This window comes from Synechococcus sp. R8-2 (genome assembly GCF_047461715.1).
In the GTDB taxonomy this organism is placed as follows: Bacteria; Cyanobacteriota; Cyanobacteriia; order Thermostichales; family Thermostichaceae; genus Thermostichus.
In genome coordinates, this window is sequence record NZ_JANSHQ010000076.1 from 1 (window position 1) to 18,373 (window position 18,373).

At 58.5% G+C, this 18,373-nt stretch carries 14 protein-coding genes and 1 pseudogene; 7 read left to right on the forward strand and 8 right to left on the reverse strand.

Features of this window, described 5'->3' with window-relative positions; all coding sequences use genetic code 11:
* Nucleotides 1-152 precede the first annotated feature (152 nt).
* Both gmk and remA read right to left on the reverse strand, forming a co-directional pair.
* Nucleotides 153-800 carry a guanylate kinase gene (gene gmk / locus NW819_RS01910; RefSeq protein ID WP_369791759.1) on the reverse strand — a complete coding sequence of 216 codons (648 nt, stop codon included), beginning with the start codon at nucleotides 798-800 and terminating at the stop codon, nucleotides 153-155.
* Between the two features lie 100 nt (nucleotides 801-900).
* Nucleotides 901-1,170 carry an extracellular matrix/biofilm regulator RemA gene (gene remA / locus NW819_RS01915; RefSeq protein ID WP_414330335.1) on the reverse strand — a complete coding sequence of 90 codons (270 nt, stop codon included), beginning with the start codon at nucleotides 1,168-1,170 and terminating at the stop codon, nucleotides 901-903.
* Between the two features lie 359 nt (nucleotides 1,171-1,529).
* On the opposite strand from remA, the gene NW819_RS01920 reads away from it, so the two are divergent.
* The gene (locus NW819_RS01920) at nucleotides 1,530-2,546 is read left to right on the forward strand and encodes a phosphotransferase enzyme family protein (protein WP_414412724.1); all 1,017 of its coding nucleotides are present in this window, start codon (nucleotides 1,530-1,532) and stop codon (nucleotides 2,544-2,546) included.
* 239 nt (nucleotides 2,547-2,785) lie between these two features.
* Here NW819_RS01920 and trmFO read toward each other — a convergent pair whose 3' ends face one another.
* A complete protein-coding gene (gene trmFO / locus NW819_RS01925; protein WP_414412725.1) occupies nucleotides 2,786-4,165 on the reverse strand; it encodes an FADH(2)-oxidizing methylenetetrahydrofolate--tRNA-(uracil(54)-C(5))-methyltransferase TrmFO in 1,380 nt (459 codons plus the stop codon).
* A gap of 183 nt (nucleotides 4,166-4,348) precedes the next feature.
* On the opposite strand from trmFO, the gene trpD reads away from it, so the two are divergent.
* Nucleotides 4,349-5,380: an anthranilate phosphoribosyltransferase gene (gene trpD, locus NW819_RS01930; RefSeq protein ID WP_414412726.1), complete on the forward strand. Its 1,032-nt coding sequence runs from the start codon at nucleotides 4,349-4,351 to the stop codon at nucleotides 5,378-5,380.
* A gap of 51 nt (nucleotides 5,381-5,431) precedes the next feature.
* Here trpD and NW819_RS01935 read toward each other — a convergent pair whose 3' ends face one another.
* A complete protein-coding gene (locus tag NW819_RS01935) occupies nucleotides 5,432-6,058 on the reverse strand; it encodes a nitroreductase family protein (RefSeq protein WP_011431721.1) in 627 nt (208 codons plus the stop codon).
* Between the two features lie 275 nt (nucleotides 6,059-6,333).
* Between NW819_RS01935 and dapA the strand changes: the two genes are divergently transcribed.
* Entirely contained in the window at nucleotides 6,334-7,254 is a 921-nt protein-coding gene (gene dapA / locus NW819_RS01940) for a 4-hydroxy-tetrahydrodipicolinate synthase (protein ID WP_414412727.1), read from the forward strand.
* A gap of 232 nt (nucleotides 7,255-7,486) precedes the next feature.
* On the forward strand, nucleotides 7,487-9,322 hold the full coding sequence (locus tag NW819_RS01945) for a ribonuclease J (RefSeq protein ID WP_414412728.1): 1,836 nt from the start codon (nucleotides 7,487-7,489) through the stop codon (nucleotides 9,320-9,322).
* A 67-nt stretch (nucleotides 9,323-9,389) separates the two neighbouring features.
* Here NW819_RS01945 and NW819_RS01950 read toward each other — a convergent pair whose 3' ends face one another.
* Entirely contained in the window at nucleotides 9,390-10,349 is a 960-nt protein-coding gene (locus tag NW819_RS01950) for an SGNH/GDSL hydrolase family protein (protein WP_414412729.1), read from the reverse strand.
* A gap of 160 nt (nucleotides 10,350-10,509) precedes the next feature.
* On the opposite strand from NW819_RS01950, the gene NW819_RS01955 reads away from it, so the two are divergent.
* The 3 genes from NW819_RS01955 to purD all read left to right on the forward strand — a co-directional run bounded on the left by NW819_RS01955 (nucleotide 10,510) and on the right by purD (nucleotide 14,456).
* Entirely contained in the window at nucleotides 10,510-11,799 is a 1,290-nt protein-coding gene (locus NW819_RS01955) for an HD domain-containing protein (RefSeq protein ID WP_414412730.1), read from the forward strand.
* Between the two features lie 83 nt (nucleotides 11,800-11,882).
* On the forward strand, nucleotides 11,883-13,058 hold the full coding sequence (locus NW819_RS01960) for a glycosyltransferase (protein ID WP_414412731.1): 1,176 nt from the start codon (nucleotides 11,883-11,885) through the stop codon (nucleotides 13,056-13,058).
* 102 nt (nucleotides 13,059-13,160) lie between these two features.
* On the forward strand, nucleotides 13,161-14,456 hold the full coding sequence (purD, locus tag NW819_RS01965) for a phosphoribosylamine--glycine ligase (protein WP_414412732.1): 1,296 nt from the start codon (nucleotides 13,161-13,163) through the stop codon (nucleotides 14,454-14,456).
* Between the two features lie 366 nt (nucleotides 14,457-14,822).
* Here purD and NW819_RS01970 read toward each other — a convergent pair whose 3' ends face one another.
* From NW819_RS01970 to NW819_RS01980, 3 genes and pseudogenes are all read right to left on the reverse strand, one after another.
* The gene (locus NW819_RS01970) at nucleotides 14,823-15,311 is read right to left on the reverse strand and encodes a nitrate reductase associated protein (protein ID WP_414357823.1); all 489 of its coding nucleotides are present in this window, start codon (nucleotides 15,309-15,311) and stop codon (nucleotides 14,823-14,825) included.
* Nucleotides 15,312-15,335: 24 nt separating this feature from the next.
* On the reverse strand, nucleotides 15,336-17,471 hold the full coding sequence (locus NW819_RS01975; protein WP_414412733.1) for a molybdopterin oxidoreductase family protein: 2,136 nt from the start codon (nucleotides 17,469-17,471) through the stop codon (nucleotides 15,336-15,338).
* Between the two features lie 675 nt (nucleotides 17,472-18,146).
* Nucleotides 18,147-18,373, reverse strand: a pseudogene (locus NW819_RS01980) (ABC transporter ATP-binding protein); the annotation flags it as partial.

Below are 18,373 nucleotides of genomic sequence, written 5' to 3' on the forward strand. Positions count from 1 at the left end.
CGTAGGCCTTAGGGCGGGGCTTCAGACCCAGTTTTTTGGTAAAGCCAAACTACCCTCCCCAGCAGCTTTTTTCTTAACCGAAAGTTAACCCTAGGCCCAATCTGGAGCCACTGCACCACCGACACCAGCGTTCCGGGAAGGGGCTGGAGAAGCTAGGGCTGCTGCTCCTTTGAAGAGGGAGAGGGGGGATAGAGCAGGGCTTCCAGCTCCTGCAGCGCTTGCTCCAGGTTGTCGTTGACAATCACGTAGTCAAATTCGTCTTGGGCATCCAATTCCTTGCGGGCCTGTTCCAGGCGGCGCTCGATGCTGGCCTCCGAGTCTTGTCCGCGCTCGCGGATGCGACGTTCCAGCTCTTCCAGAGAAGGGGGACAGAGAAAGATGCGAATGGCATCTGGGTACTGTTGCCTCACCTGACGGGCCCCCGCCAGCTCAATTTCCAGCAGCACATCCTGACCCTGATTGAGTTTTTGGAACACGATCTCGCGGGGAGTGCCGTAAAAGTTGCCCGCATACTGTGCCCATTCCAACAGCTCGTTGGCTTCAATCAAGTTGAGAAATTCCTCCCGACTGCGAAAGTAGTAGTTGACGCCTTCCTGTTCGCTGGGGCGGGGGGGGCGGGTGGTGACCGAAACCGAGAGATACAGCTCGGGGTGGCGCTGGCGCAACTGGTTGACCAGCGTACCCTTACCCACTCCGCTGGGCCCTGTCAAAACCACCAAGCGACCGCGCGGGGTAGGAGCCGGAAGGGATCCCTGCTGCTGCGTACACTCAGAGGAAACCGGGGTAGGAGAGGTTGGCATAGACAGAGACCGACGCAAGACGGCTGGGCAATTGACTTGTTTGGGTTTGTTTTAGGATATCTCACTTCTGGTTTCTCAAACGGCTCACAGCGATGGGCTTTCACTCGGTTTCGTCTGGCAAACCGGGCTTGGCCGTGAGGAAGCGGTTGGCAACGGTTTCGGGTTGGATGGCGGAGAGGATAACGTGCCCGGAATCGGTGATAATGACAGCGCGGGTACGACGACCATAGGTAGCATCCACCAACTGGCCCCTCTCGCGGGCATCGCTGATGATGCGTTTGATGGGAGCTGACTCGGGACTGACAATGGCGACCACACGCCCAGCGGCGACGATGTTGCCAAAGCCAATGTTGATTAGGCGGGTATCCATGGGGTGATGAGGGAACCTAACGGTTGTCCGGCCAGCAACCTTCATTAAGGTAGCAAATGGGGCTCTTTCGCGGGTTTGCCACAACGACACCTGAGTTCTCGGCCAATTGGGCAGTGAGTTCTGGCGACAAGTCCCGTTCGGGTGAGCCGCAAAAAGGCTGTGGTTGCATAACAAGCTGCACCCTCCCAAACAACTTGCCCTGTTTATCGAGGACGGTAAAATCGTCAACATGAAGCCACTTCAATAGAACTTGAACTGTAAGCCTCAAAGGCCGCCGCTGTGGTAAGCAGTTTGAGGCAGCTCTGAAAACGAAAAGATCGACCCAGCACCCCAAGCTTGAATAGATTTCTTCCTTGCCTATGCTTGACCTGACTTGGCTGGATCCCCTTGTCCAACACTTTCAACTGGGGGATCCAGAGCCACCCGAAGCCATCCGAGTGGGCCTCATTCACCAAACCTGGAAACTCATCACCTCTGAGGGATCCTTCATCGTCCAGCGCCTTCACCCCCGATTTGATCCTGCTGTCACTGAAGATGGTCAAGCCATCGGCCAATGGTTGAGACAACACGGCTTCCCCGTCCCCCAATTCCGCCGCGCTCGCGATGGATCCCTGCACTTGTCCTGGGCAGAAGGGCTGTGGCGGGTCATGGATTGTCTGCCGGGATCCTGTCACCCAACTCCTCCCAATTGGGGCTATCTGGAAGAGGCGGGGGCAGCCGTTGGACGCCTGCATCGACTCTTGGCCCAGATGGACTATCGTTTTCGCTTCCAGATCCCGCATTTTCACGATACGGCTCACCTTTGGCAACAGCTACGCCAGTATGAGCCGGCCCTAGAAGTGCAGGCAGAATGGCAGTTTTTAATCGAAACTGTGCCCAATCTTCTGCTGCCCTCGGGGATCCCAACTCAAATCATCCATGCCGATCTCAAGTTCAACAACTTTTTGTTCGATGAGCAGGGGCGATTTGTGGGCCTGGTGGATCTGGACACCTTTATGTATCACAATCTCTATGTTGAATTGGGGGATGCCCTGCGCTCCTGGGGCAAACGAGGAAATACCCTTCAGCCAGAGGCGATCCTGGCCGGGTTGCGGGGCTATGCCCAAACCGGGAACTTGCACGCCCTACAACCGGAACTCCTTCTCCAAGGGATCCAACTGATTACCCTGGAATTGGGGATGCGCTTTTTGCAGGATTGGTTTGAAGACGCCTACTGGAATTGGGATCCCCAGCGCTACCCCAGCCGCAAAGCCCATAACCTGGCCCGCTGCCAACAGCAAATTTGCCTCTATCAAGACCTAACCCAGAGGGCACCCCAACTGTTGGAGTCCATGCGCGCCCTTTTGTCTTGTGAGCAGCGGAAAGAGGGAAGGTAGCCAACAGGTTTGCCCAGCTTTTGACAGCTCGTTTTGGGATCTGCTACCGCGGCATAGGAATGAAACATTTCTAAATATTTCTGTGGCATTGCTTCCCGACTCTCCTCCCCCAGCGGGAGAGGGGCTGGGGGCGGTCGCGAAACGCCTAGGAAGTGTCTCAATCTAGTTTCAAATGACGATAACGCTCAATCTCGACTTTGACTTGGATCGCAATGGTCGGGAACACGCTCCAAGCTCCCCTAGGCGGTTTGCACTTGGCGCACCAACCCAGTCGTTTTCAGAGCAGCCAAAGCGCGATCCCGGTAACGGCCATAGCGCTCCTGCTTGTTGCGAAGCTTGCGCCCCTCCAAATCCGGCAACAGCCCAAAATTGGCCGGCATCGGCTGAAAGTGCCTGGGATCGGCGCTGCTGATGAACTGAAACAGGGATCCCATCATTGTTTCGGGGGGCAGCGTGATCAAGGGCAACCCCAGAGCCAGGCGGGCGGCGTTCTGCCCGGCCAACCATCCCCCTGCCACCGCGCAGGCATAGCCCTCGGTGCCCACCAACTGGCCGGCGGCAAACAGCGTGGGTCGGCGACGAAATTGCAAGGTCGGCCACAGAAGCTGGGGGGAATTCAAAAACGTATTGCGGTGCATCACCCCAAAGCGGACAAACTCCGCCTGTTCCAGGCCGGGGATGAGGCGAAAGACCCGCTGCTGTTCTCCCCATTTCAAGTTGGTTTGAAAGCCCACCAAGTTCCACAGCTGCCCTGCTTTGTCCTCTTGCCGCAACTGCACCACCGCGTAAGGACGGGATCCCGTGCGCGGATCCACCAGCCCCACCGGCTTCAAGGGGCCGAAACAGAGGGTGTCTTTGCCCCGGCGCGCCATTTCTTCAATCGGCAAGCAGCCCTCGAAAAACTTGCGCTCCTCCCGTTCAAAATCCTTGAGGGGCGCCTGCTCCGCCTCCACCAGCGCCCGCCAAAACCGTTCGTACTCCGCTTCCGTCATGGGGCAGTTGAGATAGGCTGCTTCCCCCTTGTCGTAGCGGGAAGCCTGAAACACCACCGCTCGGTTCAACGAATCCCCGGTAACAATGGGGCTAGACGCATCAAAAAAGCTCAGGTACTCCAGGCCCGTAAAGGCTTGCAGTGCCTTGGCCAGGGGATCGCTGGTCAGAGGGCCGGTACAGAGGACGGCAATGCCCTCCGGGATCTCCGTCACCTCCTCCCGACGCAGGGTGATGCGGGGATGGTTTTGAATGGCTTCCGTGAGAGCCTGGCTGAAGCGGGCCCGATCCACTGCCAATGCCCCTCCTGCCGGCACTGCATGGCAATCCGCCGTCGCGATCACCAGGGATCCCAGTTGTCGCAGTTCTTCCTTGAGCAGCCCTGCCGCCCGATCGCTGGCCGCAGCCCCAAAGGAGTTGCTGCACACCAGCTCCCCCAACTGATCGGTGTGATGGGCCGGGCTCTGACGCACGGGGCGCATCTCCGAAAGGATGACAGGCAACCCTGCCTGGGCAATTTGCCAAGCAGCTTCTGTCCCCGCCAACCCCCCGCCCACAACATGGATGGGGGCAAAGGCTCCCGCTCGTGCAAGCTGGCTGCAAGCCCTTGGGTTAGTTGGAGGGTTCATCACAACCTCCGGGAGGGAAGAGAAGAATGGAGCGCACCCTGCTAGGGCCGGAAACGGCTCAGGTCAAACCCACTATACCAACCATCAGCATGGCCCGACCTGCACGAGGCAAGTGACCCAGAGGCGGGATACGCTACTAGATACGCTACTATAAGTACCCGCTGACACCCAGGATCCCGACCCATGACGGAAACGGCTGACCTTTGGCCACAGCTTTTGGGGCAGTTGCTGGATCGGCAATCTCTCAGCGAAGCCCAAGCTGAACAGTTGATGAACGGTTGGCTCCAGAACCAAGTGCCAGATGTGGTGTCGGGGGCGATTCTGGCGGCCCTGCAAGCCAAGGGTGTGAGCGCTGGTGAACTGGCCGGCATGGCACGAGTGCTACAGCGGGCTTCGCTGGGATCCCCGCTGGACTTGCCTCTCCTGGTGGATACCTGTGGCACCGGCGGCGATGGGGCCGGCACTTTTAACATTTCCACGGCGGTGGCCTTTGTGGTCAGTGCAGCCGGGATCCCGGTGGTTAAACATGGCAACCGTTCCGCCTCTGGCAAGGTCGGCTCGGCGGATGTGCTGGAGGCCCTGGGGGTGAACTTGGGGGCTGAGCCAGAGCGGGTGCGGGCGGCTGTGGCGGAAGTGGGCATCACCTTTTTGTTTGCTCCCCAGTGGCACCCGGCCATGCGGGCGGTGATCCCCTATCGGCGGGCCCTCAAGGTTCGCACCATTTTCAACCTGTTGGGGCCCTTGGTCAACCCCCTCTATCCCAACCGCCAGGTGATCGGGGTTTACGCCCAGGAGCTGGTGCCGGTAATGGCAGAGGCCCTGCGCCTGTTGGGACGGGAAGGGGCCATTGTGTTGCACAGCCGCGAAGGTCTCGACGAGGCCGGGCTGGATCAGCCCACGGATTTGGGCGTCCTTTGCGGCGGGTCGGTGCGGACGGAAGTCTTGAACCCTGCAGATTACGAGCTGACCCTGGCACCCACCCAAGCTCTCAAGGGGGGGGATGTGGCGGAAAATGCTGCCATCCTCGCCCAAGTTCTCCAGGGATCCGGGACGCCTGCCCAGCAGGATGTGGTGGCCTTGAATGCTGCTTTGGCCCTGCAGGTGGCCGGAGTGGCCCCCGATTGGAGAGCCGGGATCGCCCAAGCTCGCGAGATTCTCGCCAGGGGTGCCGCTTGGGATCGCTTACAACAGCTGGTTCATTTTCTCAAGGCTTGATGCCGGTAGGAGCCCAGGAGAGGGCGACAGGGATCCCACCTGAGCCTAGAGCTAAAACTCCCGCCCTCGCCCAAAGGCCAGAACTTCATCCACCCCCAAGCGAGGCTTGCGCGGCAGGTTACCCGCTGCCGCATATCCAACCGCCAGCAGCATCACCGGCACGTAGCGGTCGGCAATGCCGAACTCCCGCTTTACCCCTTCCGGATCAAAGCCGATCATCGGCCCGCTCACCAAACCCTTGGCCTGAGCCGCGATCATCAGCGCCATGGCAGCCATCGCCCCAGAGCGAATCGCTTCATCCCGCGCCAAGGTGGGATTGTGGAGATAGGTTGCCTGGGCCATGTTCACCCAGCCTTCCGCTTTTTCGGGGGGGAGGATCCCGGCAGCAACGCTTCTTTGCACAATTTCAGGCAGTTTCTCATACCCCCGCAGATCCCCCAGGATGATAAACACCACCGATGCATCCGCCACCTTCTGTTGGTTGTAGGCCAGAGATTTGAGGCGCTCTTTGTCTTCCGGGTCGGTGACCGCAACAAACCGCCAGTGCTGAATGTTGAAGGAAGAAGGAGCTTCCGTAGCATAAGCCACCAGCTCTCGGATCTCCGCTTCCGATAAACGGCGGCTGGGATCCAATTTGTCGGCGGAAATGCGCTCTTTCAGGGCAGTTAGGGCGTCCATAGGGATCCTCAAGTGTCGGTAGAAAGGCTGCTCCCCCCAAAGGTAGGGGCAGGATTGGCAAATGGCTATACATTCTGTGTTCAAACGGTCTGTCTTCTTTGTTATCCCCCTTTTATCCAGCCTGTGGCAACCGGGTGAGGCACAAACTGGGCCTTGGCAGGGCAGGCAAGCGGGATCCCTAACGCAAAGGCAAGTATGATGGAAAAACAAACTGGTCTCATCTGGGTCGCCCGGTTAATCGTCGGATTGGTGTGGTTGATGGGGAGAAGCAATCGGTGAACTTCGGTCGAGTGCTGACGGCCATGGTTACCCCCTTTACCGATGAGGGGGAGCTTAACTACGATGAGGCCGCTCGTTTGGCCGATTACTTGGCAACCCACGGCAGCGACGGCCTGGTGGTCTGTGGCACTACGGGCGAGTCTCCCACCCTGACTTGGCAAGAGGAATACGAGCTGTTCCGCGTGGTGCGAGATGCCGTAGCCGGTCGGGCTAAGGTGATCGCCGGGACGGGATCCAACTCCACCCGTGAGGCCGTTGAAGCCACAAAAAAGGCCGCTCAACTCGGTTTGGATGGCTCTCTGCAGGTGGTGCCCTACTACAACAAGCCTACCCAGGCCGGCCTTTATGAGCACTTCAAGGCCATCGCCCAAGCCAGTGACCTGCCCATCTTGCTCTACAACATTCCCAGTCGGACAGGGGCCAGTTTACAGCCGGAGACCGTAGCGAAATTGGCAGAATTGGAAACGGTTGTCGCCATCAAAGAAGCCAGTGGTATGATGGATGTAGCTTCGGAAATTCGGCGACTCACTCCCTCGCGTTTTGCCATTTATTCGGGAGATGACTCTTTGACGTTGCCACTCCTATCTTTGGGAGGCAGCGGTGTGGTCAGTGTAGCCAGCCACCTGGTTGGGTTGCAGTTGCAGGAGCTGATCCAGAGCTACATCAGGGGGCAACACGATCAAGCTTTGGCCCACCACCTGCGCCTGTTTCCGTTGTTCAAGGTTTTATTCATCGAGACCAACCCAGTTCCGATTAAGGCCGCATTGGAGATGCAGGGTTGGCGAGTGGGTCGGGCGCGCCTTCCCCTAGCGCCTCTACAGCCCAGTTCTCTGCAGGTTTTGCGACAGGTGCTTGAAGAGATGGGCCTACTGGCTGAATCGAAGGGATCCGAACAAATGGCGACAAAAGTTTCATGATTGCATTTTTAGACTTTGCTTCTGCCATGACCACGGTTTTCAGGGGTTTGCAAGGGGCTCTTTTGTGGCGTTTGACCTGTGGGTAAGTGGCTTTTTCCCCGAAAAGCTCTTTCCCAGCTTGGGAAGCAAATAAGTTGCGGCGGCTGAGTTCAGCTTTCACCCACAGCCTTGTTGGGGATAGCCTGCGCCTATTTCTGTTTTTGTTTTTTTACTGTTGAGGATCTAAACCCATATGCCAACACCACGTTCTTCAGTTGCTTCTCGTTCTGTGATCCCACAATCCACCTCTTCCGTTCAGATGATTCCGCTGGGCGGCGAGCGGGAGATCGGCAAAAACACATGGGCCTTCCGCTACGAGGATGACATCATCCTCTTGGATGCCGGTTTGGCTTTTCCCGATGAGAGCATGCACGGCATTAACATCGTGCTGCCGGACATGACCTACATCAAGCAAAATCGGGACAAAGTGCGGGGGATGGTGGTTACCCACGGCCACGAAGATCACATCGGTGGCATCCCGTATCACCTGCGGGAATTTGATATTCCGGTCATCTACGGCCCCAGATTGGCGCTGGCGCTGCTGGAAGAGAAACTGCGGGAAGTGGGCCTGCTCAACCGCACAGAGCTGCGTCCTGTTGGCCCCCGTGAAATCGTTCCCTTGAGTAAGCACTTTTTTGCCGAATTCATTCGCAACACCCACTCTTTTGCCGATAGCTTTACGGTGGCTCTGCACACGCCTGTGGGCGTCATTATTCAGACCGGCGACTTTAAGATCGACCATACCCCCGTGGATGGGGAGTACTTCGACCTGCAGCGGTTGGCCGAACATGGGGAAAAGGGAGTGCTCTGCCTGATCAGCGACTCCACCAACGCTGAAGTGCCGGGGTTCACCCCCTCTGAAGCCTCAGTGGTGCCCGGTCTCACCAAGGCCATTGCCGGAGCCAAAGGGCGGGTGATCATCACCACCTTTGCTTCTTCGGTACATCGTCTCAACTTGGTGCTGCAGATTGCCGAACAGCAAGGTCGGGTGGTGTCTCTGCTGGGCCGCTCCATGCTAAACGTGGTGGCTCATGCGCGGCGCTTGGGCTACATCCGCTGCAAGGACGAGACGCTGCAGCCAATGCATGTGATCAACAGCCTGCCGGATGACCGGGTGATCATCCTCACCACCGGATCCCAGGGAGAACCGCTGGCTGCTCTTACCCGCATCGCCAACGGCGAGCACCCGCAGTTGCAAATCAAGCCAGGCGACACGGTGGTGTGGTCGGCCAACCCGATCCCTGGCAACACGATCGCAGTCTCGCGGGTCATTGACAAGCTAATGGAGCTGGGAGCCAATGTCATTTACGGCAAAGACAAGGGCCTGCACGTTTCCGGCCACGGCTGCCAGGAAGACCAAAAGCTGATGATTGCCCTGACCCGCCCCAAGTTCTTTGTCCCCACCCACGGGGAATACCGCATGCTGGTCAAGCACGCCGAAACCGCCATGAGCATGGGGATCCCGCGGGAAAACATTGTAATCATCGACAATGGCGATGTGGTGGAGGTGAACCGGGAGCGCATTGCCATCACAGGCCGCGTCCCCTCTGGCCTACAGATGATCGCCGCTTCCCACGATGGAGTGGTGATGGATGAGATGATGCAGGAGCGGCAGCAGATCGCCAAAGATGGCATGGTGACGGTGGTGATCAGCCTGGACGGCAGTGGCCAGTTGCTCTGCACCCCACAGGTGCAAACCTTTGGCTTGGCGGGGGAAGGGAACCAACTCAAGGGATCCGACCTGAAACCCCTTCTGGAGAACACCCTTCGGCAAGCGTGGCCCCAATTTGCTCGCTCGCTGGAGCGGGGCAGCCTGGACATCGACTGGGCCGGCCTTAAGGGCGAAGTGGAGCGGGTGGTGCGCCGTTTCTTGCGAGAACAATTGCCCGGCAAGCCCACGGTGGCGGTTTTTGTGCAATCCCCTGAAGAGGAGTCTGTGTCTTCCCTGAGTGTGGAAACCCAACCGGAGCCGGTAGCGGGTGCTCTGGGCCGGCGGCGGCGTTCCTCGACGGCTGTGGCTGCTTCCTAAAACTGGCCCGTTCTCCGTGGCTGGATCGTCTAAGCGCCTTTGGGATCCCTTGCCCGGTGCAGGGATCCTATTGTGCCGGCCTGTACCCATCTGCGAGAAAACCTCGGAGGGCGGACTCTGCCGCCGCATCTGGTTGCAGGGATCCCACCTCGCTAAAGGGAGGGCAGCGGGTTTGGGGAGGGAGCGGTTGCCGAAGGGCGCTCAAGAAGGCATCGGCCAAATCGGCGTAGCCCCGGTCGTTGGGGTGAAAGCCGTCGGCCAGCGGGCCGGGAAAGAAGGACTCGCGTCGGTAGGAGCGGGGATCGCAGAGCAAGTCCACCACCGGGATCCCCTGTTGGCTTAAGGGGTTGATGGCCCGTTGCGTGAGGCCAACCGAGATCAGGGAGAGCAGTTGGCGCACGCTGCTGGGTTGCTGCTGACCCAGAGGAATCAGGGCGAAGTTGGGCAGGTTGGCCACCGCCAGGCGAGCTTGAGGGGCACGGGCACGCACCGCTTGCAGCAGGGTTTGGTAATCGGCGGCGAATTGTCGGATCTGCTGATCGACGAAGGGCAAGGGATCCTCACCTTGGAGAGCCCGTTGAGCCGCCGCCAGAGCGATGGCGTTGGTATCGTTTCCGCCCACCCAAATGGTGATCAGGGTGGCATCGGGGGGAAGGCGCGGCACTTGATCCTGCAGCAAATTGGCCGGGATCCCCTGCCTCAGGGCTTGCATGGCGGGGCTGAGCACCGCTCCCGAACGGCCCAGGTTGATAAGCTCCACTGGGCCGGGCAGGAAGCGAGCCAGGCGGGGCACATAGCCCGTTCCATTGGGGCAGTCCAGGGGCTCTGAGCGCTGGGGTCGAGTGCCGGCGGCGTTGGCTGGGCCATCACAGGAAATGGAGGCGTTGTAGCCAACGGCATCGCTGGCTCCCAGGGCAACGTAGCGGGTGAGGGTGGGTGGGCTGGGCACAACAGGGGATCCAGAACTGGCAGAGCAGCCGGTTAGCCCCAAACTGAGTATCAAAATCAGCAGGGAGAGGAGGAACACCCAGCTGTCTTGTTGTCTTGGAGTCGAGTTTTCTGGGGTTCGGGTGCTGGCATCCTTTGCAGAGAGAGGCATGGGAAAGCGGGCATAGATAGGGCGAGGCGGGAAGCACCCCCAGACAGGCTAGCCAAGGATCCCAAAATTGGCGAGGTATGGTGGGAGTATGCCGCTACGGTTTTGCAAGTCCCGCACCTACCACGATCCCCTGCATGGCGCCATCAGCCTGAATGGAGGGGACGCGGTTGAGGCTCTGCTCATTCGCCTGATCGATACACCGGCCTTTCAGCGGCTGCGCCGCATTCGCCAGTTGGACACGGCCTTTTTTACCTTCCACGGGGCAGAGGGATCCCGCTTTACCCATTCGGTGGGGGTGCTGCAGGTAACGCGGCGGCTGTTCGACAAATTGGCCCATCGCCACCCGGAGCTGCGTCCCTATCGGGCGGTAACCTTGGCCTCGGCTCTGCTGCACGACATTGGCCATGCCCCTTTTAGCCATGCCGGGGAAGAGATCTTCGGCTGCCGGCACGAGGTTTGGACGGCCCGCATTCTCCGGGAGGATCCCCAGGTGGGGACGCTGCTGGCAGAGTTTGATCCCCAACTGCCGGCCCAGATGCAGCAAGTGCTGCAGAAGCAGTTTCCCCTGCCGCTGGTGGGGCAACTCATCTCCAGCCAACTGGACTGCGACCGCTTCGATTACCTGATGCGGGATAGCCTGCTCACGGGTGCCCAATACGGCCACCTGGACTTGGATCGCATCCTAACGGTGCTGGATTATGACCCGGAGACGGGATCCCTGTCCATCCCCGCCCGCAAAGGCCTGGGGGCCATCGAGCACTACCTGGTGGTGCGCTATTTCATGTACACCCAGGTGTACCAGCACCCCAAGAGCCTCTGTGCCCGTTTTATCTTGGAGCGGCTATTCAGGCGGGCAGAGGCGCTCCTGCAAAGGGGGGAGATTGAGCTGGATCCCATCCTCAGCGCTTGGTGCTGGGCCTCGCTGGCGGCTCAAAAAGGGGATCCCTTCGAGTTGCCGCTCCCCCTCTACTTGGCTGCCGACGATATCATCTTCAGCTACCCCATGCGCCTCTGGGCCATGTCGGGGAAGGATCCCATCTTGGCGGATCTGTCGCGGCGCTACTTGGAGCGGGATTTGTTCAAGGCCCGCAACATTACCCAGTTGTCTGAGGAACAACGCCAAACCCTGGTGGCCGCCGTGCAGGCCAAAATGCTGCAGGACGGGCTGGATCCTGAAAGTTACTTGGGCATCCGCTCTGCCCATGTCCAGGGCTATAGCTTTTATGACCAAGGGATCCAGCTCAAAACCGAGCGTGGCTATGAAGAAATTGCCCATCTTTCCCCTTTGGTGCGTGCCTTGGTGGAAACCCAGCGCCAGGTCTGGCTAATCTTTCCCCGGCCCTATGGCGATATCGTAGAGGGGGTTTTGTCTGCCTAGAAAATCATTGGGCCATCCCAGAGCTAGAGCATTAGAGGTGGGAATCTGTTCCTGAGCACATCTAAACAACGAGGGAAGCAGGAGTGGGGATCCGAGAAATCCTAACGGGGGTATTGTCCTTAACAGCTTTGGCGATTGCCCTAGTGGCCCTGCAACTGAGGCGAGCGTTGCGGGCTTCCCCCTGGCTGAGGGATCCCCCGGCGGAACAGGCAGGGGAAATCGCGGCCGGGATGGAGCGGCTGGCGGTGATCGTGCCCGCCTACAACGAGGCCGAGAACGTGGTGGGCTGCCTGAGCAGCATTCTGGACAGCACCTCTGCCCCTTTACAGGTGTGGTTGGTGGACGATGAATCCACGGATGCCACCTGGGAGCTGGCCCAAGCCCTGGCTGCCGAACGGCAAGATCCGCGCCTACACCTGCTCAAGGGGGATCCCCGTCCCAAAGGCCAAAGGTGGGTGGGCAAAAACTGGGCCTGTGCCCAAGCCGTCGCCCGCGTAGAAGCCGACTACTTGCTGTTTCTGGATTGCGACGTGCGGCTGGGATCCGGTGCCATTGAAGCGGCCTTAGGACATTTGCTGGCAAGCGGCAGCGGCTTGGTGAGTGTAGGGCCGCAATTGGTGTGCGGTTGCCTGGCGGAGTGGCTGGTGCAACCCATCATGATGACCATCCTGGCGGTGGGTTACAACTTTGCCGCCGTGAACGATCCCGACAACCCCAAAGCCTTTGCCTTTGGCCCTTTCATGCTGTTTCGGCGCTCTGCCTACGAGCAAGTTGGCGGGCACGCCGGAGTGGCCGATGTGGTGATCGAGGATGTGGCCCTGGGGCAACGGATCAAAGCCCAGGGGTTAGGCCTGCAAATTTGCCTGGGAGGGCCGCGGGTGCGCAGCCGCATGTATGCCAACGGGGCTGCCCTTTGGGAAGGGTGGACCAAAAACTGGTTCCTGGGCCTGGAGCGCAACTGGGCCTTGGCGGTGTTGGCAATGGGTACGGTCTTGGGGATCTGCAGCTTGCCCTGGTTGGGGGTGATCCTGGCTGGGGCTACGGGATCCCTGGAGGTGCTGTTGGCCAGCTTGGCAGGGATCCTGGCCCAATTGGCCATCCGGCTTCTGCTCCGGCATTGGGCGCATCTGCCCCTCTGCTACTGGTGGCTAACGGCAGTGGGGGGTTGGGCGACAGCGGCCATCATCTTGGCTTCGGCCATCCGCACCACCACCGGCCGCAACTGGACTTGGCGGGGCCGTTCTCTCGCCGTCCACTGACCGGAGTGCGCCAACACCCCAGAAATGGTACAAGAACATGGTCTAATGGGGGATGTTCGGAAAACAGGCAAGCTGGGTTTAGAAACAGCGGAATAGCACACCATGCAGGCTCTGGTCATCGGATCTGGGGGGCGAGAACACGCTCTGGCCTGGAAGCTGTTGCAGTCTCCCCAGGTTACTCGGATCTACTGTGCCCCCGGCAACGGCGGCATGCAGCAGCTGCCCCGCTGTCAATCCGTGGCTTTGGCGGCTACCGACATTGAAGGCCTGGTGCGGTTTGCTACCGTACAAGGGATCCGCCTGACGGTGGTAGGGCCAGAGCTGCCCTTGGTGCAGGGGATCGTGGACGCCTTCCAGGCAGCAGGGTTGCCCATTTTCGGGCCTAGCCGCGCCGCTGCCCAACTGGAAGGAAGCAAACTCTGGGCTAAGCAATTGATGCAAGAGGCGGGGATCCCGACTGCTCGCGCTACCGGCTTTGCTGAGCTATCTGCCGCTGTGGCCTATCTCGACTCCCAGAGTTTCCCAGTGGTCATCAAAAAAGATGGACTGGCTGCCGGCAAGGGGGTAACCGTTGCCCAAAACCGGGAAGAAGCCGTGCAAGCCCTGGAAGCAGCCCTGGCCAAGCCGGGCGATCAGGTGCTGATCGAGGAGTTTATCCCCGGCCAGGAGGTGTCGGTTTTGGCTCTAACCGATGGCCAGATCTGTGTGCCGCTGCCACCTGCCCAGGACTACAAGCGCCTTGGCGAGGGCGATACTGGCCCCAACACCGGCGGCATGGGAGCTCATGCCCCTGCGGATCACCTGGTCACTCCAGAAGGGTTGGCCCGCATCCAAACCCAGATCCTGGATCCCACCCTGGAGGCTTTGCAACGGCGGGGCATCCGCTACCAGGGGGTGATCTATGCCGGTTTGATGATCACGCCCAGTGGGGATCCCTACGTGTTGGAGTACAACTGCCGCTTTGGGGATCCAGAGGCTCAAGTCCTCCTGCCCTTGCTGGAAAACCCTTTGGACGAGGTGCTGCTGGCCTGTATAGAAGGACGGCTGGCCCAAATCCAGCTCAAATGGAAACCCGGCTATGCCGCCTGCGTGGTGATGGCAGCCCCAGGCTATCCCGATGCCTACGAGCGAGGGATCCCCGTCTCCGGCTTGGATGCAGCTGCCACCACGGGGGCGTTGGTGTTTCATGCGGGTACCCGCCAGGCAGGCAAGCAGCTCCTGAGCGATGGCGGGCGCGTTCTCTGTCTTACCGGCCAAGGGGCAACCCTACCCGAGGCCCTGCGCCAAGCCTACGCAGCCGTGGAGCAAGTGCAGTTTCCCAAGGCCTACTACCGTTCTGACATCGGCAGCCACGCCCTGGGGCCTGCCGTCCGCCGAGGAGTGATCCCTACCCCATAAAGCCATCCCTTGCCCTCTCAGCTGCAGCCGGATGGAAGAAGCCCCAGAGGGGTCGCTCCTCCAGGGCCCATAAAGCAGCTTTGAAAAAAGCTTTGATGCTTAGACGATAGCGCTTTCGGTAACAAGACGGCAACAGTGATATCAAAAGCTCAACTTTACTTTAGATTCCTTAACAATAGCCCTCTGCTTTGACTAGGCACGGATATTGCTGAGCTGAGTCTCTCCCCTCTCGAGGGGGATCCCCCATTAGCCCACTTGAACTGTTGCGGACCCGGATCCCCTAGAGCAGGCATTTCCTCTCCCAGGGTGGAAGAGGGGTTGGGGGTGGCCGTCTGGGGCAGCGCATGGCAGAGGAGACTATCTCTCTCAAATAGATTCAGAGTAACTGCAATCACCATCCCTCGCCATCTTCAGGCCAAACTCTCGCAGAGCGGGCAAGAAATTTTTGTTTTCGTGATGGGATCGGCTCAACTTCAGCAAGGCAAATCTCTGGATATCGTGCAAGTTTCTCCAGAAATCGAGGGCAAGCCGGATCCCCAGGTCTTGAGCTTTTTGTTGGACAGCCATTGGGATCTGGTTGGGATTTTGCCATTCAGGCTGGGGGTCAATGGGAATCTCTTGCGCCTCTTCGTGGCAGATGGAGCGAACCAAATGGCGCAGATGGTTGCGGAGTTCTTCTAGATCCTGTGGAGATTCAGAGGGCCAATCAACACACTTCCGCCGCTCTTCTAAGGAAAACTTGGCCCATTGATGGAGCTTGAGCTTGATCCCGCACAAATCCAGCTTTAGGCGCAAGGTCATGGGGATGCATCGCAGAGAGTCGGCAAAATCTTGCTCAAACTGAAACAGAGTCATGGGAACCTCGATTAGGAACCAAATCTAGAGTTGAGGGGATTGCTTGAGCGGTGGATCGGCTTTCTCAAGAGCAACGGCGCAGGCTTTTAATTCCGGCTGGCCGGAATCGGGACAACTGATGTCATGGGTAAGGGCATTACACTCGGCTTGTTCTGCCCAGAGGGATCCCCAGTGCATGGGTACAAATAGCGTACCGGGAGCAATGTTGGCAGTTATCTTGGCCGGGAAATAGGCCCGTCCGCGGGCAGAACGCACTTGAACCCAATCTCCACCTTGGATGCCCAGTTTTTCCGCATCGCGAGGATGGATTTCAATAAAGGGTTGGGGGTGCATGTGCTTGATTTTTTCAATCCTGCCGGTACGGGTTTGGGTGTGCCAATGGCCGTATAGCCTGCCCGTGGTTAATACGTAGGGAAACTGGGGATCCGGCGGCTCTGCTAGGCCACGGGAAGGGTGGGGGATAAAGCGGGCGCGGCCATTGGGGGTCGGGAAACGCCAATCTGTGTAGAGGCGAGTGGACTTAGGGGCCGAGGTTCTTTCTTTGGGATAAGGCCATTGCTGAGGGCCTTGTTCTGCCAAAAGGGCATGGCTGAGGCCGGAGTGATCGCAGAGGCGATTTGCGGTAAGGGCGGCAAATTCTGCATAAACCTCTGCCGCGGTTTGGAAGGAAAATTGCGCTTCAAAGCCCAACCTGCGCCCCACTTCAGCAAAGATCTCCCAATCGGGTCGGGCTTCGCCAGGGGGGTCTCGAAAGGCTTGACAAAGGGTAACCCTGCGCTCGGAGTTGGTCATCACCCCGGTTTTCTCGCTCCACTGACAGGCAGGCAAAAGCAAATGGGCATATTCTGCCGTTTCCGTAGGGTAATAAGCCTCTTGATAAACAGTAAAGGGAGACTTTTTCAGGGCTTTTTTGACCCGTTCCAGATCCGGAAAGCTCACCAAAGGATTAGTGGCCACAATCCAGAAGAACTGCAGGGATCCGGTTTCCAGAGCGGCAATCATCTCGGTAGCCCTCAGCCCTGGGCAGGGAGAGAGGGAACCGCTGGGCAAACCCCAAGCCTGCTCCACCTCTGCCCGATGCTGGGGATGGCTCACCAGCCGATATCCCGGCAGCAGATGAGATAACCCCCCCGCCTCTCGACCACCCATGGCATTGGGCTGGCCGGTCAAGGAAAAGGGGCCCGTCCCCGGTCGGCCAATTTGCCCGGTCAGGAGATGCAGGTTGATTAAGCTGGTGATCTTGGCGGTGCCCTCACTGGACTGGTTTAGGCCCATCGACCAAAGGGAGAGAACCCTTTGGGATCCCTGCCAAAGCTTGGCCGCTTTAATCAAGTCCTCAGTTGCAATTCCACAGCGCTGGGCCACAATCTGCGGTTCATAATCGGCCAGCAAAGCTGCATATTCAGCAAAACCTTGGGTGCAGCCCTCGATAAAATCAGCAGCAATGGATCCCCACTTTAACAACAAATGGGCAATCCCATTGAAAAGATCGATATCGGTTCCAGGACAAATTTTTAAGTGGAGATCAGCAGCTTCTGCTGTTTGAGTGCGCCGGGGATCCACGACCACCATTTTGAGGGGGGATCCGGGCTTGTGCCGCTTCTTCAAGCGATTAAAAAGAATGGGGTGGCACTCGGCGGTGTTGGTGCCCACCAGAAAAGCCAGATTGCAGAGATCGAGATCCTCATAGCAGCAGGGGGGACCGTCGGATCCCAGGGATTGGGTGTAGGCTGAGACGGCTGAGGACATGCACAAGCGCGAGTTGGTGTCAAAATTATTGGTGCCCAGGCAGCCCTTAATGAGCTTTTGAGCAACGTAATAGTCTTCAGTGAGCAACTGCCCCGATCCATACATAGCCATGGAGTGAGGGTTGTCTTTGAGGCAGCGCAGCCGAGAAACCATCTCCTCAAAAGCCTGATCCCAAGAAATGCGACGAAAGGGCTGGCCCAAGCTCTCCCGAAACAGGGGAGAGAGCAGCCGATCTCGACCAACTGCCTCCAGAACCGTAGCCCCCTTTACACAGACCATCCCCAAGCTGGAAGGATGCTCCCGGTCGCCTCTCATTTTCCAGTCACCTGAGGCTGTCGAAACCGCCTCCAATCCACATCCCACACCGCAATAGGGACATAGGGTTTTGATGACAGCTTTTTCCGGCTCCATCGCGGTCACCATGAGTGGGGATCCCTATTAAACGCCCAATTCTCTCGCATTTTGGATCCCTTAGCTGAGAAGAGCAGCAACTTGGATCTCCAAGCCAGGTAATACAACCTAGCTCTTGTCAGTGTCCTGTTCAGCTGGCCAAAGATAGCGATCTTGAGTTTGGATAAAAACGTATTTGCTTCTGGGAAAAACCAGCCAGACTTCCAGTACATCGGAGCTGAGATACTCTTGGGCTTTCTAGGAAAAAAGCTGCTCCACAGTCGGTTGGAGAGAAGATCTCCTCAACCAGAGGATAGTTCTGCAGCAGCGTGGCAATATCCTCTCCAAATTGCTGGATTAAATCTGGAGATGAGTAGGCAGCATCAGGTCTTCTGACTCTGCCTTTGGTTTGGCCGGGAGCCTTCACCAAAACCATACCCCCCACTGGCAGACATTCAACATAACCGAGCCAACGGAAGAGAAGTCGGGTTTGGATCTTTGCATGCCCTAAGGTTTGCCCCACTTTCTCCACAATGTAGCCATCTACCCATTTGGTTTGGGCAACTGGATTGGCCAGATAGTCGGCAAGGGTTTTGGGCAGGGCAAGACCCGCCCCTCCATTGGGAGATCGGTTGGAGCTACCTGAACCGGAGCAGCGGCCATCAACTTCCCTCCCCAAGCGTTTTGATTCCTAGCTTAATCCTCCCTATGGGCAAAGCGGCGATAGAGGAAGTCAAGGGCGCGGTTGCGCAATTCGTAGAACTCGGGCATTTCCATAATGCGGGAGCGGATGCGCGGTCGCTCAAAGGGAATGGTCAAGATCTCACCAATATGGGCAGCGGGGCCGTTGGTCATCATCACCACACGGTCTGACAAGTAAAGAGCCTCGTCGATGTCATGAGTAATCATCAAAACCGTGCAGC